This window comes from Sphingomonas sp. NIC1, assembly GCF_001638925.1.
GTDB lineage: Bacteria > Pseudomonadota > Alphaproteobacteria > Sphingomonadales > Sphingomonadaceae > Sphingomonas > Sphingomonas aquatilis.
This window is the reverse complement of the sequence record NZ_CP015521.1, coordinates 1,745,919-1,761,072: the sequence shown is the minus strand read 5'-3', so window position 1 is coordinate 1,761,072 and position 15,154 is coordinate 1,745,919. Positions and strand designations below refer to the sequence as shown.

Below are 15,154 nucleotides of genomic sequence, written 5' to 3'. Positions count from 1 at the left end.
GCGGCTCCATCGAAGACCTGCTCGTCTGGATTCCCGCCTGCGCGGGCATGACGAAGAATAGCCCCCCACCCCCAGCAATCTTTCCTTACACGATTGAACTCGAACCGTTTCGGCCCCGAAGCGTTCGGCGTCGATGCGGGGGATCAGGGGCTTCATCATCACCGGCGGCTGCATCCTGCTGACAGGCTGCAACACGCACCAGTCGACGCTCGCGCCCTTCGGTGCCGACGCCGCCGACATCCGCCACCTGTTCCTGCTGATGCTCGCCGGCGCAGTCGTCATCGCGGTCGCGCTCGCGCTGCTGATGCGTCATGCGGTGCGCGCACCCGAAGGCGAGTTGGGTCTCCGCGGCGGCATGCGCCTCGTCCTATGGCTCGGCGGCATCATCCCCACAATTCTGCTGCTCGGCCTGCTCGTCTATTCGCTCCCCTTCATGCGCCCCCGCCCCATCGCGCCCGCCGATCTGCAGGTCGCGGTCGACGGTGAACAATTCTGGTGGCGCGTCACCTATCGTCCTGCCGACCGCCCGCCAATCGAGACCGCCAACGAAATCCGCATTCCCGTCGGTCGCACCGTCGCCTTCCGCCTGACCGCGGCGGATGTTGTCCACAGCTTCTGGATCCCCGGCCTCGCCGGCAAGATGGACATGATCCCCGGCCGTACCAACACATTGGTCGTGCGCGCCGACAAGGCGGGGCGCTACCGCGGCCAGTGCGCCGAATTCTGCGGCCTCAGCCACGCGCTGATGGCGCTGGACGTGATCGCGATGGAGCCCGCGGCGTTCGACGCCTGGCTCGCCGACCAACGCCGCCCGGCCACGTCCCAGGGCGATGGCGCCCGCCTGTTCGCGCAGAACGGCTGCAACGCCTGCCACACCGTCCGCGGCGCCGGCCCCGCAGGCCGCATCGGGCCGGACCTCACCCATTTCGGGAGCCGCCCGACGCTCGCCGCCGGCATCGTGCCGATGACGACCGCCAACGTCGCCGCCTTCATCCGCCATCCGGAAAAGACCAAACCCGGCGTCCGCATGCCGGCCTTCCCGCAACTCTCGCAGCCTGAGGCCACCGCCATCGCCCGCTATCTCGAGGGCCTGAAATGAGCCTCCACGCGCAAGACGACCCGCAGCTCCGCGCCGCACAGGAAGAGCGCCTGCGCGCGGTGTGGAAGGCGCCCACGGGCTGGTTCTTCCGCTGGACCGACGTCAACAACAACCGCATCGGCGTCTGGTACACGCTGACCGCCTTCGGCTTCATGCTGTTCGCCGGCGTGCTCGCGCTCATCATGCGCACGCAGCTGGCGGTGCCCGACAACGATCTCGTCTCGGCGAACACCTTCAACCAGCTGTTCACATTGCACGGCTCGATGATGATGTTCCTGTTCGCCGTCCCGATGTTCGAGGCGGTGTCGATCATCCTGCTGCCGCAGCTACTCGGCGCGCGCGACCTGCCGTTCCCGCGCCTCTCCGCCTTCGGCTACTGGAGCTTCCTGCTCGGCGGCGTCTTCGTCGGCGGGTCGATCTTCTTCAACGCCGCGCCCGACGGCGGCTGGTTCATGTATCCGCCGCTGACCACCCGCACCGACCTGAGCGGCCTCGGTGCCGACATCTGGATGCTCGGCCTCAGCTTCATCGAAGTGTCGTCGGTCGCCGCTGCGGTCGAGCTGATCGTCGGCGTGTTGAAGTGCCGCCCGCCGGGCATGCGCCTCAACCTGATGCCGCTCTACGCCTGGTACATCCTGGTCGTCGCGGTGATGATCCTGTTCGCCTTCCCGCCGCTGATCGCAGGCGACCTCTTGTTCGAGATGGAGCGCCTGCTCGGCTGGCCGTTCTTCGACGCGGCCAAGGGCGGCGATCCGCTGCTGTGGCAGCACCTGTTCTGGATCTTCGGCCACCCCGAAGTCTATATCGTCTTCCTGCCCAGCATCGCCCTGTTCGCGATGCTGATCCCAACGTTCGCCCAAAGGCACCTGCTCGGCTATCCGTGGATCGTGCTCGCCGCGGTCGGCACGGCATTCCTGTCGTTCGGCCTGTGGGTCCACCACATGTTCGCGACCGGCCTGCCCAAGATCAGCCTCGCCTTCTTCTCCGCCGCGTCCGAAGCCGTCGCGATCCCCACCGGCGTGCAGATCTTCGCCTTCATCGCGACCTTGTGGGCGGGCAAGGTCAAATGGTCGACGCCGTTGCTCTACGCCAGCGGCAGCCTCGCGATCTTCGTCATCGGCGGGCTTACCGGCGTGATGGTCGCGATCGCACCGTTCGACTGGCAGGCGCACGACACCTATTTCGTCGTCGCACACCTCCATTACGTGCTGATCGGCGGGACGTTGCTGCCGCTGTTCGGGGGCCTCTATTATTATTGGCCGCTCATCACGGGAAAGAAACTGAGCGACCGGCTCGGTCGCATCGCCTTCTGGATCATGTTCGTCGGCGTGAACCTTACCTTCATGCCCATGCACCTCTCGGGCCTGGAAGGCATGCCGCGCCGCGTCTTCACCTACCCCGCCGACCTCAATATCGGCTGGCTCAATCTCGCCTCGACAGCCGGCTCGTACCTGTTCGCAACCGGCGTCCTCGTACTCGTACTCGACCTCGCGCTGTCGCCTACGCGGCGTAAAGCGCCCCGCAACCCGTGGAACGCCGGCACGCTCGAATGGCTGGCGCACCCCGACGACGAGGATTGGGGTATCCGCTCGGTGCCGCTGATCGAAAGCCGCTATCCGATCTGGGACCAGAAGAACTTCGTGCAGAAGGTCGACGAAGGCCGCTTCTTCCTGCCCGATGCCGAAGAGGGCCGGCGCGAGACGATCATCACCTCCGTCCTTGATGCCAAGCCCGTCTCGGTCATCCGCCTCGGCACGCCCAGCGCGAAGCCGATGATCACCGCGGTCGCGCTGGGCGCGGTGTTCATCCTGACCACCTACCACCTCTATCTGGCGGCAGCGGCCAGCGGCGTCGTCACGCTCGCCTGCGTGCTGTGGTGGCTGTGGGACACCGCCGAAATCCCCGAAAAGCCCAAAAAGCCGATCGGCCATGGCATGACGATGCCGCTTTACATATCCGGCCCGGCCGCGCCCGGCTGGTGGGCGATGTTCATCACGATGATGGCCGATGCCACCGCCTTTTCGGGCCTCGTCTTCGGCTATTATTTCTACTGGACGATCCACCCCGATTTCGGCGCGGGTTTCGCTGGACCGGGCGCCAGTGGGCCGCTGTTGGCGCTGGGCCTCAGCCTCGCCAGCTGGGCCGCGACCGTCGCCGCCCGTGAGCTCAACCACCGCAGCGCCGTGACGCTTGCCCGCGTGGCACTCGTCGCTGGCGCCGCCGCCGCGCTCGCCAGCATCGTCGCGGCGCTGTGGTCGCTCGACGGCCTCGATCCCAAGGCGAACGTCTCTCCCGCGATTGTCTGGGTGTTGATCATCTGGACCGCCGTCCACGCCGGCGTCGGTATCGTGATGCAGCTCTACACGCTCGCGCGCAGCATCGCCGGCCGCATGACCCCCACGCATGACGCCGACCTGCGCAACATCACCGTCTACCAGCATTTCTTCGCGCTCACCGCACTCGTCACCTATTTGACGGTCGGCCTGTTCCCGGAGGCGGGGCTGTGAAGCGCCTCCTCACCCGCGCCCGCAGCCTGCGCGTCACGCTATGGACGCTGATCGTGCCCCCGACCACCTGGGCGGTCCACTTCCTCTTCTCCTACCTCTGGGCCGCCGTCTCCTGCGCAAAACTCGGGCAATGGGCCCGCTTCCCCACCGCCTTCGCGATCGGCACGGTGGCGGCGCTCATGGTCATCGTCGCGTCGGGCCTGATCGCCTGGCAGCAGTCGCGCACGCCCGGCGATCCGCCGCCGCACAATGAAGGCACCGACATCGACCGCTTGCGCTTCCTCGCATACGCGACGATGCTGCTCGCAGGCCTGAGCTTCGTCGCGGTGCTCTTCACCGCCGCCCCCGTCATCGTGCTGAGCGATTGCCGATGAGCCGCCTGCCCCTGTTCGCAGGCCTTGCCCTCGTGCCGGTCGGCTGGGCGCTCAGCCCGTTCGGCATGACCGGCCATATGGCGGCGCATATGATCGCCGTCGCCATCGCCGCGCCGCTGATCGCGCTGGGAGTACAGGGCAGCCGCTACGACCCCGCCCATCTGCTCCCCCGCCTCGCCACCCCGCTCGCCGCCGCATTGGTCGAGGCGGTGGTGGTGTGGGGCTGGCACGTCCCCGCGCTGCGCCGACTCGTCGCGCACGCGCCGGCGTGGCTTGGAATCGAACAGGCGATGTTCCTCGCCGCCGGCCTGCTGCTCTGGTCCGCCGTGCTCGCCCCCCGCCACCGCGCGGCCGGCGTCGCCGCGTTGCTCGTCACCTCGATGCACATGACGCTGCTCGGCGCGCTGATCGGCCTCGCGCCTCGCCCGCTCTACATGCACCATGGCGCGGACGCGCTCGCCGACCAGCAACTCGCTGGCGTCGTCATGCTGCTCGTCGGCGGCATCGCCTATCTCGTCGGCGGGCTGGCGATGCTCGGCCGCCTGCTCCAGTCGCGCGAGGGAGCGCCCGCATGACGATCCGCATCACTTGGGTCCGCGCCATACTTGCCGCGATCCTGCTCGGCGCGGCGGGCATGCTGTTCGCCTGGTCGGGCGTGATGAACCTCGCCGCCTCGTCGGGCCATTGGAAGATCACCGATTGGTTCCTCCACTGGGCGATGCGCAGCTCGGTGCGCACCCATGCCGCCTTTACCTCGCCCGACGACCCGGCCGACGCGCGCAGCCTCGTCAGCGCGGCGGGCCATTTCGCCAATTCCTGCGCGGTCTGCCATGGCGCGCCCGGCGTGAAGCCGTCGCCCGTCATGCAGGCCGCCACCCCGCCCGCGCCGGACCTCGCGATCAACGCGAAGGAATGGACCGACAAACAACTGTTCTGGATCCTCCAGCACGGCGTCAAATACACCGGCATGCCCGCCTGGGCGGTGCAGGACCGCCCCGACGAGGTACGCCGCATGGTCGCCTTCGTCCGCCGCCTGCCCGGCATGACGCCCGCACAGTACGCGGCGCTGGTCGGCGAATCGGACCCCGCCGCGCCGCTGTCCCAATGCGCCGGCTGCCATGGCAGCGACGGACGCGGTCGCAACGCGCCCGACATGCCGATCCTCGGCGGCCAGTCGCAGGCCGCGCTGCTCGCCGCACTGCAAGGCTACGCGTCGGGCACCCGCTCCAGCGCGGTGATGCAGCAGGTCGCGATGCGCATGACGCCCGACCAGATGCGCGCCGCCGCCGACGCCTATGTCGCCATGCCCGGCCTCGGCGCCGCGCCCGCCTCCACGACTAACGCGGATGCCGCCGCGGCGCGCATCGTCGAACAGGGCCTTCCCGCCAAACAATTGCCCGCCTGCGCCAGCTGCCACGCCCCTGGCAAACCCTATCCCGTCCTCGCCGGTCAGCGTGCGAGCTACATCGCCCAGCGTCTGCGCCACTGGCGCGGCGACGACACCGTGGTCGACGCGCGCAAGAGCCACGCGACCATGCCCGTCATCGCCCGCCGCCTTCCCGAAGACATGATCGACCCGCTCGCCCGCTATCTCGCCGGCCGGTGATTAGCACCCCCTCGTCACCCCGGACTTGATCCGGGGCCCCGCTTTCCACCGCCGCCGCAGAAGAAGAAGCGGGATCCCGGCTCAAGGCCGGGATGACGGTTGGAAAAGACCTCTACCGCGCCCGGCCGACCTCGTCGCCGAGCTTGATCTCGAACAGCGTCGGCCAATATTTCCCCGTCACGAACAACCGGTCGTGCGCCGCGTCATAGGCGATGCCGTTCGCCACCGCGTCGGGATCGGGATTGTTGATTTCCGCGATCAGCGGCCTGAGGTCGATCAGCGCCTCCACCTTGCCGCTCGCCGGATCGATGCGTGCGATGAAGCCGCTCATCCAGACATTGGCCAGGATCTTGCCGCCGACATATTCCAGCTCATTCAGATTCTTCATCGGCCGCCCGTTCAGCGTCACGGCGATCCGCCCCCGCTCGGCAAAGCGCGCCGGGTCCATCCGCCGCAGCACCGGCGTGCCGTCGGACAGAAGGATCGACGTCCCGTCGCTGGTCATGCCCCAGCCCTCGCCCGTGTAGCGGAACGGCTTGCCCGTCTGCGTCAGTGCCGGCAGCGCCCAGCGGAATCCGATCCCCGTCTTCCACGTCACGCTGGCTAGGCTCTTCTGCCAGCAGGCGATTCCTTCGCCGAACAGGTCGGGCGACAGCCGCGCGCGCGCCACGACCTTGCCGTCGTCCAGCGTCACGCGCCGGATATCCGACGCGCCTTCCTTGCCCGTGCTTTCGTACAGCGTGCCGCCGCAGAACAGCAGCCCCTCGGTAAACGCCCCCGAATCATGCGGGAAGCGCGCCACCACATCGGCGGCATAGACCGGCACGCCCGATTCGGCGTCGGTCACCGCACTCGCGGGCGCCGCCTGCGTCGCCGGAGGTGCGGCAGGCGTGCGCGGCGCCTTGGTGCGCGTGGCCTGCGGAGCCGTCGCTGCCTGGCGCGACACGGCCGCCCCCGCCGCGCCCAGAACCGCCACCGCCGCGGCAATCGCCGCCAGAGAAGATCGTGCCATCATCGGCACATGCCGTCGCACGCCCGCCCGAAAAACGCAAAAAGCAGGCGGTGCTCGCCACTACGCTTCGGCGAGGATCGCGCCGGTTACCGCATGCAGGCCCTCGCTCATGGAAAGACGAGGCGCAGGCAAAGGACTTGCTCTACCGGGCAAGCCTTCTGATGCGCTGAACGCCAGTCGATCGACATTGCGTGCAGACCGGCAGTCCTCCCCCGCCAGGTCGCATCGGGATGAACGGCCCCCGGCCGTTCAAGATCATGCCGGGGGCATGATCGACCCGAGGCGGTGGCGCCGCCAAACACGGTGACGGAGGGGGAGGACAGGAGCGTTTCGGATAAGAGCGCTAGCCCACCTCCTTCGTCACGCCTGCGGTATGCGAACTTCCCCGCGACGCGGGAGAACCACGCCAACGGGCCGAATGGAAGCAGCCGTAGGTCCTGGCCGTGACGGCAGTCGCGCCGAACACCAGATCGGCCTCCACACCGCCCACACGCTCCACCCCCCGAAACGCAAAAAGCCCGGCACCTGCGGATCGCAGGGCCGGGCCTTTCACATTAGCGAATCGGGACGATTACGAAGCCGGCGACAGGTTCACCGCGGCATACTTGCCACGACGGTCGACCTCGAGTTCGAACTGCAGCTTGTCGCCTTCGTTCAGCGTGCCCATGCCGGCGCGCTCGACGGCCGAAATGTGGACGAACGCGTCGGGCTGGCCGTCGTCGCGCTGAATGAAGCCGAAGCCCTTCATCGCGTTGAAGAACTTGACCGTGCCGGTCGCCTTCTCACCGGTCAGCTGGCGCTGCGGGCCACCGGCGCCGCCGGCGCGAGGACCACGATCGCCGAAGCCGCCTTCACGCGGCTCGCGGGGCGCGCGCTCGGTCACCGCCATCGGCTCGCCGTCGATCTTCAGCTCGGTCGCCGAGATGCGGCCACCGCGGTCGACCAGCGTGAAGCCGAGCGGCTGGCCTTCGGCAAGCGCGCTGAGGCCCGCCTGCTCGACCGCCGAGATGTGGACGAACACGTCTTCGCCGCCGTCATCACGGACGACGAAGCCGAAGCCCTTCTGCGCGTTGAAGAACTTGACCACGCCGGTGCCTTCGCCGACGACCTGCGGGGGCATGCCGCGGCCACCGCCGCTGAAGCCGCCACCACCGCCGCCGCCACGGAAACCACCGCCGCCGCCGAAGCCGCCACGGTCGCCGCCGCCGAAGCCGCCGCCACCGAAGCCACCACCGCCGAAGCCGCCACGATCACCGCCGCCAAAGCCGCCGCCACCGAAGCCGCCGCCGCCGTAGCTGCTGCCGCCACCGAAATCGTCGCCGCCGAAACCGTCGCGCTTGTCGCGACCACGTCCGCCACGATTGCCGCGGCCACCTTTGTCGTAACTCATAACCCTATTCGTCTTCCCGGTTCGCCCGCATCCAATCCGTCGAAGAACCCGTGCGCCGGACGACGAACGCGAGCCTCCGGGCGCCAAACCTATTGCGCCTTGGGACCTGCCATAGCGCACATTACAAGTCCCCGCGAACAAATTCGTCGTATCTTGGGTGCAAGTCGTGCCGATACTTGCCCATTGTGGCCGCCACAGCACGTTTATCGCTGCCATGCGCGCGTATCGCGATGTTTCGGTGACACAATGTTAATCGTTGAGCCGCGCCGCGGAGCCGCGTAGGGCTGCGGCATGACCGTTCACTTCCACGAGGAAGACCTCCCCGCCGACGTCTTCGCTCCCGGCGCCTCGATCGCCGTCGACACCGAAACCATGGGCCTCATCACGCCCCGCGATCGCCTGTGCGTCGTGCAGCTGTCCGATGGCGGCCCCGACGAACATCTCGTGCGCTTCGGCCCCGACAGTGATTATGCCGCGCCGAACCTGAAGGCGGTGCTCGCCGATCCGGCACGCCTCAAGCTCTATCACTTCGGCCGCTTCGATATCGCCGCGGTCCAGCATTATCTCGGCGTCGTCGCGGCGCCAGCGTACGATACCAAGATCGCCTCGCGCCTGATCCGCACCTACACCGATCGCCATGGCCTGAAGGAACTGGTCCGCGAACTGTTGGGGCAGGAACTCAGCAAGCAGCAGCAATCGTCCGACTGGGGATCGCCCGAGCTCAGCGACGCGCAAAAGGATTATGCGGCCAGCGACGTCCGCTTCCTCCACCGCCTGAAGACCGAGCTGGACCGCCGCCTGATCCGCGAAGGCCGCATGGAGCTGGCGCAGCAATGTTTCGACTTCCTGCCGACTCGCGCCGCGCTCGATCTTGCCGGCTGGCCCGAAATCGACATCTTCGCGCATGCCTGAGTCGATGGCGGCGACCGGCGACGGCTTCGCGCGCGTGCGGTCGGCACGCCAGCGCTGGGCCGCGCCCGGCAGCCGCCACGACCGGCTGATCACGCTGCTCAACAGCGGGCTGCCGATCGCGATCGGCGTGCTCGCCGCCTTCCTCGTCATGGCGCCGCTTACCGCCAGCAACGAAGTCTCCTTCGTGCTCGACAAGAACAAGGTCGAGGTCGCCAAGGAACGCATGAAGCTGCAGGCCGCGACCTATCGCGGGCAGGACGACAAGGGGCAGGCGTTCACGCTCAACGCCGGCTCGGCGGTGCAGCAGAGCAGCAGCGTGCCGATCGTCGAGATCAACCGCATGGCCGCGGACCTGCAATTGCAGGACGGCCCGGCGACGCTGCGCGCCGATCAGGGGCGCTACGACCTCAAGACCGAACAGATGAAGGTCGACGGGCCGATCGCGGTGCGCGGCCCCAACAACTATCGCCTCGATACCAGCGACGCGACGATCGATCTGAAATCCAAGACAATGCAGAGCGACGGCAAGGTCACCGGCACCGTCACGCAGGGGAATTTCAGCGCCGATCGCCTGAACGCGAACCTCGACGATCGCACCGTGCGGCTCACCGGCAATGCCCGCTTGCGGATCGTGCCGGGAAGGACGAAATAGCCGCCCATGCGCGCGCTCCCTTTCCTCATCCCTGCCGTCCTCGCTGTGGCCGCCCCTCTGGCCGCGCAGACCGCGCACAATTCGAACGCGCCGATCGATTTCGGCGCGGACACGATCGAATTGCAGGACAAGGCGAATCGCGCGGTCCTGTCGGGCAACGTCAACGTCCGCCAGGCGGAAATGACGCTTACCGCGGCGCGCATGACGGTCTTCTACACGGGCCAGGTGATCGGCGGGAACCCGCAGGTGTCGCGCCTCGACGCGAGTGGCGGCGTCACGGTCAAGCGCCCGGACCAGACCGCCAAGGCGCAATATGCCATCTACGATCTCAACCGCCGCGTCATCACGATGCTCGGCGCGGTCACGCTGACGCAGGGCGGCAACACCGTGAACGGCGGCCGCCTGACGATCAACCTCGACACCGGCCGCGCCGTGATCGACGGCTCCTCGGTCCGCGGCTCCGCCGGCGCCCCTGGCGCGACGACCAGCGCCGCCCCCAACGGCCGGGTGACGGGCACCTTCTCGGTCCCGAAGCGGAACTGACCCCCCAAAAGTCCTCCCCCGCCAGGGGGAGGGGGCACCGCCGAAGGCGGTGACGGAGGGGGAGGTCAACGGCGAACGTCCCGTATGCGGCAACGCCCCCTCCACCACTCGGCTCGCGCCGAGCGGTCCCCCTCCCCGCTACGCGAGGGAGGACTTGGCACCGACCCGCCCCCACCCATCGCAAGGGGGCTTCCCTCCGCGCGCTCCCCGCGCCATGACGTGCCCCGCATGCACGAACCTTGCCAACGCGCAACGCTCTACTAACCCTTTGATGCGAGGCATCAGCCGATGGACGCCGTGACCGACCTTCAGACTGCCGAAGCGATCCACGAAGCGCCCGCCAACCGCGGCCTGCAAGCGATCTCGATCGCCAAGTCCTACGACAAGCGCGTCGTCCTCACCGACGTCTCCGTCTCGGTCGACCGCGGCGAGGTGGTCGGCCTGCTCGGCCCCAATGGCGCGGGCAAGACGACCTGCTTCTATTCGGTGATGGGGCTGGTGAAGCCCGATTCGGGCCGCATCATGCTCGATGGCGAGGATATCACCCGCCTGCCGATGTACCGCCGCGCGATCCTGGGCCTGGGCTATCTGCCGCAGGAAACCAGCATCTTCCGCGGCCTGTCGATCGAAAAGAACATCGGCGCGGTCCTCGAACTTTCCGAACCCGACAAATCCAAGCGCCCCGCCAAGCTCGACAAACTGCTCGACGAATTCGGCCTCACCCGCCTGCGCACCAGCCCCGCCATGGCGCTGTCGGGTGGCGAGCGCCGCCGCGCCGAAATCGCCCGCGCGCTTGCCGCCGATCCGTCGATCATGCTGCTCGACGAACCCTTCGCCGGCATCGACCCCATTTCGATCGCCGACATCCGCGATCTGGTGAAGGACCTGAAGCGCCGCGACATCGGCGTGCTCATCACCGACCACAACGTCCGCGAAACGCTCGACATCGTCGACCGCGCCTATATCATCTACGACGGCCGCGTGCTGTTCGCCGGCAGCCCGGAAGAACTGGTCGCCGACGCCAACGTCCGCCGCCTGTACCTGGGCGAGGGCTTCTCGCTGTAGGGATATGGGGGGAGCATCTGCTTCAGTCCTCCCCCGCCAGGGGGAGGTGGCGCGCCGAAGGCGTGACGGAGGGGGAGGTACACGACGCCCCCTCCAACGAAGTGCATTGCTCACCTCCCCCTCCGTCAGCCTGACGGCTGCCACCTCCCCCTGGCGGGGGAGGAATATGGGCGTGTCATGAGTCTCGCCCCGCGCCTCGACATCCGCCAGTCGCAATCGCTGGTGATGACGCCGCAGCTGCAGCAGGCGATCAAGCTGCTCGCGCTGTCCAACCTCGAAATCGAAGGCTTCATCGCCGAAGAGATCGAGAAGAACCCGCTGCTCGAAGCCGCACAGACCGAAGAGGTCGTCCGCCCCGAACGCATCGAGCGGGACGAACCCGCCGGCGCCGACGATCTCGTCACCGGTGCCGCCAAGGCCGATCCGCTCGACGTCGATTACGCCACCGAAAGCCACCAGCAGGACAGCGTCGCCGACGGCGGCGGCGGCTTCGACGGGGCATTGGGCCTCAACGGCGGATCGGGCGGCGGCGGCATCGGCGGCGAAGACGGCATCGACTTCGATTCGTTCGCGGAAGGCGACAAGAGCCTCGCCGACCATTTGCTCGCCCAGGCCGGTGCGGTCATCGACGGCCCCGACTGGTTCATCGCCCAGCATCTGATCGATCAGATCGACGAAGCGGGCTACCTCACCGTCCCCCTGCTCGACATCGCCAATCGCCTCGGCACCGCGCTCGCTCGCGTCGAACGCGTCCTTGCGCAAATCCAGACGCTCGACCCCACCGGCGTCGGCGCGCGCGACCTCGCCGAGTGCATCGCGCTCCAGGCGAAGGAGGCGGACCGCTACGATCCCTGCATGGCGCGGCTGATCGACAATCTCGATCTGCTCGCGCGAGGCGAGCTCACCCGCCTCAAGCGCATGTGCGGCGTCGACGACGAGGACATGGCGGACATGATCCGCGAGCTGCGCAGCTACGATCCCAAGCCCGGCTGCCGCTACGGCGGCGAACCCGCGCCCGCCGTCACCCCCGACCTGTTCGTGATGAAGACCAAGGCGGGCTGGGGCATCGAACTCAACGCCGCGACGCTGCCGCGCGTCCTCGTCAACCGCCGCTATTATCACGAACTCAGCCACGGCCCGCAGGACAAGAGCGCCAAGGCCTGGCTGTCCGACGCGCTCGCCTCCGCCAACTGGCTCATCAAGGCGCTGGACCAGCGCCAGCGCACGATCATCAAGGTCGCGACGGAGATCGTGAAGCAACAGGAAGCCTTCTTCCTGCAAGGCGTCGCGCACCTCAAGCCGATGACGCTCGCCAAGGTCGCCGAAGCGATCGAAATGCACGAATCGACCGTCAGCCGCGTGACGAGCAACAAATATCTGAGCTGCGCGCGCGGCGTCTTCGAGCTGAAATACTTCTTCACCAGCGCGATCCAGGCCGCCGACGGCGGTGACGCGGTATCGGCCGAAGCGGTCAAAAGCGCGATCCGCGCGCTCATTGCCGCTGAGGGCGCCAAGATCCTGTCCGACGACACGCTCGTCGAACTGCTCCAGGCCAAAGGCTTCGACATCGCCCGCCGCACCGTCGCCAAATACCGCGAAGCGATGGGCATCGGCAGCTCAGTACAACGCCGCCGCGCGCGGGCGTTGGGGGGATGATCTGCCTCCCGTTGTCCCGCACCTGACCTTCGGCCCCTCGCGCTGCTAGGCTTGGTCAAAAAGAAGCGGGACCCCGGCTCAAGGCCGGGGTGACGGAGGTGGATGCGTACGCCCTGCGCGAAGCGAACCGCTGCCCCTCGTCGTCACCCCGGGCTTGACCCGGGGTCCCGCTTCTTACGCCGCCAAGAGAAAAGCGGGATGCCGGATCACGTCCGGCATGACGACCTGGAGAATGCACCCGCTCGCCGTGCAAGCGGTGACGTAGTATCGGGGGCACTACGCGTCCGATCACTTGCCGGTAGTGGCGAAACTCCGCTTGGAATGAAATCGCACGAAGACGCGACGACGCCGCGCCGGCGCGCGTTGGTCGGCACCCCGCAGTCCGTTTCCCGGCCACGATCCCCGTGATACGATTAGCCCCCTTCCATCAGGAGCCGTTGGCAATGCGCGTCGCATTCGTCCATCTGGCGGCACTCGCCGCCTGCCTGCCCTCACAGGCGACCGCTGCCGACCGGCATTCGATGGGGGCGATCTGGCAGCGTAGCGGGGATGCGATCGTCGTGGTGCCGTGCCCGCCGGGCGGTTACACGGACGAACACTGCCGCGCGCTCGCCGCACGGCATGACGGCCGGCTGACGCCGATCGGAAGCGGTTATATGAGCGAAAAGCTCCTCTGGGCGGGGCGTGACGGCGCGACGGCTCCCGACGCTGTCGTCCTCGGCGATAGCGGTGGGTCGGGAGGATTTGGTGACATATTCGCCGTCACCTTTGGCAATCCGATCGCCGTCAGCCGCCTGCAAGGCGAGCGAATGGACTGGGCTACCGCGCGCAAGGGAGCCAGGGACCTGCACCTCACCCTTCCCTTCAACATCGAATTTTTCCACGGCGCGCCGCATGCCGGCGTTTCCATCTCCCCCCTGCCGGTCATTTGGTCGCACGGCAATTTCGCGGTCGACTTTGCTTGGCTGCGGAAACGCCCAACGGTCAGCACCGCTGATCGTGCAGCGATGCGACGCGACCTGCGTCACTGGGTCCGCGAGGGACACTCGGCCCGACCCTACGGCCTAGACGCGGTGAACGTGCTGACCCCACTCCTCTTGAGTGGCCGGGCGGGGGAAGCCCGGCAACTGCTCCATCACGCCTGGTCGACCAGCCCCCAGGACGAGCAGGCGTTCTGGACGGAATTATGCTCGGCGGTGGTCCGTCATCCATGGTGGACGCGCTTCGATCTCAAGCGCATTCCCGACGCAGCGCGCATCCTGGCCGCCGCCCGGCGGGCGAAGCCTCAGGCCTGACACCCTCAATCGTCCTCATCCTCGAACCCCACCAGCGCCAGCGCGCGCGCCTTCATCTGGCGTTGTTCGCACCAATGGACCAGCGCCTCCTCCCGGCCATGCGTTACCCATACCTCGCGCGGCGCGATCTCGGTCAGCGTCTCCGTCAGTTCGTCCCAATCGGCATGGTCGGACAGGATCAGCGGCAGCTCGACATTCTTCTGCCGCGCGCGCTGGCGCACCCGCATCCAGCCACTCGCCATCGCGGTGATCGGATCGGGCAGCCGCCGCGACCAGCGGTCGTTGAGCGCGCCGGGCGGGCACATCACGACATGCCCCGCCATGTCCGCCTTCTTCGCGTCGGCGACCGGCAACAGTTCGCCCAGCCGCACGCCGTGTTCGGCATACAGGTCGCACAACCGCTGCAGCGCGCCATGGATGTAGATCGGCGCGCCATGCCCGCGCTCGCGCAATTCGGCGATCACCCGCTGCGCCTTGCCCAACGCATAGGCCCCCACCAGCACGCAGCGATCGGGGTTCGCGTGCAGCCGCGCGATCAGCTTGTCGATCTCGTCGCCGGTATCGGGATGGCGGAACACCGGCAGCGCGAAGGTCGCCTCGGTGACGAACACGTCGCACTGCACCGGCTCGAACGCCGCGCAGGTCGGGTCGGGCCGCCGCTTATAGTCGCCCGACACCACCACCCGCTCACCGCGATAATCGAGCACGATCTGCGCCGACCCCAGCACATGGCCGGCGGGGACATAGCCGATCTCGACCTCCCCCATTCGGATACTCTCGCCATAGGCAACCGCATGCCCCGCCTGCGGCCCATAGCGCGCGTCCATGATCGCCAGCGTCTCCGGCGTCGCCCACACCGCCTGATGCCCGCCGCGCGCGTGATCGGCATGGCCATGCGTCACCAGCGCCTTGGCCACGGGCTCCGACGGATCGATCCACGCATCCGCGGGCCTCACGTAGATTCCGTGCGGGTGCGGTTCCAGCCAGTCGCCCAATCGTGCCATCGCGCTACTACGCGCCAGATGGCGTGGAGTGCCCGGCCG

At 67.9% G+C, this 15,154-nt stretch carries 14 protein-coding genes; 11 read left to right on the top strand and 3 right to left on the bottom strand.

Annotated features, from left to right (window positions below; translation table 11 throughout):
- Nucleotides 1-133 precede the first annotated feature (133 nt).
- From coxB to A7E77_RS08460, 5 genes are read left to right on the top strand one after another with little or no spacing between them, the layout of a single operon-like run.
- A complete protein-coding gene (gene coxB, locus A7E77_RS08480; RefSeq protein WP_063687200.1) occupies nucleotides 134-1,099 on the top strand; it encodes a cytochrome c oxidase subunit II in 966 nt (321 codons plus the stop codon).
- Entirely contained in the window at nucleotides 1,096-3,606 is a 2,511-nt protein-coding gene (gene ctaD, locus A7E77_RS08475; RefSeq protein ID WP_063687198.1) for a cytochrome c oxidase subunit I, read from the top strand. The genes coxB and ctaD overlap by 4 nt, the downstream gene beginning before the upstream one ends.
- On the top strand, nucleotides 3,603-3,980 hold the full coding sequence (locus A7E77_RS08470) for a hypothetical protein (RefSeq protein WP_063687196.1): 378 nt from the start codon (nucleotides 3,603-3,605) through the stop codon (nucleotides 3,978-3,980). Before ctaD ends, A7E77_RS08470 begins: the two co-directional genes overlap by 4 nt.
- Complete coding sequence (locus A7E77_RS08465; protein ID WP_063687194.1) at nucleotides 3,977-4,555, top strand: cytochrome c oxidase assembly protein; 579 nt, start codon at nucleotides 3,977-3,979, stop codon at nucleotides 4,553-4,555. The genes A7E77_RS08470 and A7E77_RS08465 overlap by 4 nt, the downstream gene beginning before the upstream one ends.
- Complete coding sequence (locus tag A7E77_RS08460) at nucleotides 4,552-5,586, top strand: c-type cytochrome (RefSeq protein ID WP_063687192.1); 1,035 nt, start codon at nucleotides 4,552-4,554, stop codon at nucleotides 5,584-5,586. Before A7E77_RS08465 ends, A7E77_RS08460 begins: the two co-directional genes overlap by 4 nt.
- A 112-nt stretch (nucleotides 5,587-5,698) precedes the next feature.
- Here A7E77_RS08460 and A7E77_RS08455 read toward each other — a convergent pair whose 3' ends face one another.
- Together A7E77_RS08455 and A7E77_RS18500 are read right to left on the bottom strand one after the other, a co-directional pair.
- A complete protein-coding gene (locus A7E77_RS08455; protein ID WP_063687189.1) occupies nucleotides 5,699-6,601 on the bottom strand; it encodes a glutaminyl-peptide cyclotransferase in 903 nt (300 codons plus the stop codon).
- Nucleotides 6,602-7,169: 568 nt separating this feature from the next.
- Entirely contained in the window at nucleotides 7,170-7,988 is an 819-nt protein-coding gene (locus A7E77_RS18500; protein ID WP_063687187.1) for a cold-shock protein, read from the bottom strand.
- A gap of 291 nt (nucleotides 7,989-8,279) precedes the next feature.
- Between A7E77_RS18500 and A7E77_RS08445 the strand changes: the two genes are divergently transcribed.
- The 6 genes from A7E77_RS08445 to A7E77_RS08420 all read left to right on the top strand — a co-directional run bounded on the left by A7E77_RS08445 (nucleotide 8,280) and on the right by A7E77_RS08420 (nucleotide 14,111).
- Nucleotides 8,280-8,900 (top strand): ribonuclease D, encoded by a 621-nt coding sequence (locus tag A7E77_RS08445; protein WP_043061250.1) that lies wholly within the window; start codon nucleotides 8,280-8,282, stop codon nucleotides 8,898-8,900.
- The gene (gene lptC, locus A7E77_RS08440; RefSeq protein ID WP_078462252.1) at nucleotides 8,893-9,552 is read left to right on the top strand and encodes an LPS export ABC transporter periplasmic protein LptC; all 660 of its coding nucleotides are present in this window, start codon (nucleotides 8,893-8,895) and stop codon (nucleotides 9,550-9,552) included. The genes A7E77_RS08445 and lptC overlap by 8 nt, the downstream gene beginning before the upstream one ends.
- A gap of 6 nt (nucleotides 9,553-9,558) precedes the next feature.
- Nucleotides 9,559-10,095, top strand: coding sequence for an LptA/OstA family protein (locus A7E77_RS08435; protein WP_017977296.1), 537 nt, complete (start codon nucleotides 9,559-9,561; stop codon nucleotides 10,093-10,095).
- 288 nt (nucleotides 10,096-10,383) lie between these two features.
- Entirely contained in the window at nucleotides 10,384-11,160 is a 777-nt protein-coding gene (gene lptB / locus A7E77_RS08430) for an LPS export ABC transporter ATP-binding protein (RefSeq protein ID WP_043061280.1), read from the top strand.
- Between the two features lie 177 nt (nucleotides 11,161-11,337).
- Nucleotides 11,338-12,816, top strand: coding sequence for an RNA polymerase factor sigma-54 (rpoN, locus tag A7E77_RS08425; RefSeq protein WP_063687184.1), 1,479 nt, complete (start codon nucleotides 11,338-11,340; stop codon nucleotides 12,814-12,816).
- 443 nt (nucleotides 12,817-13,259) lie between these two features.
- Complete coding sequence (locus A7E77_RS08420; RefSeq protein WP_063687182.1) at nucleotides 13,260-14,111, top strand: hypothetical protein; 852 nt, start codon at nucleotides 13,260-13,262, stop codon at nucleotides 14,109-14,111.
- Between the two features lie 5 nt (nucleotides 14,112-14,116).
- Here the strand turns inward: A7E77_RS08420 and A7E77_RS08415 are convergent, their stop codons facing one another.
- Nucleotides 14,117-15,115 carry a ligase-associated DNA damage response exonuclease gene (locus A7E77_RS08415; protein ID WP_063687180.1) on the bottom strand — a complete coding sequence of 333 codons (999 nt, stop codon included), beginning with the start codon at nucleotides 15,113-15,115 and terminating at the stop codon, nucleotides 14,117-14,119.
- Nucleotides 15,116-15,154 lie beyond the last annotated feature (39 nt).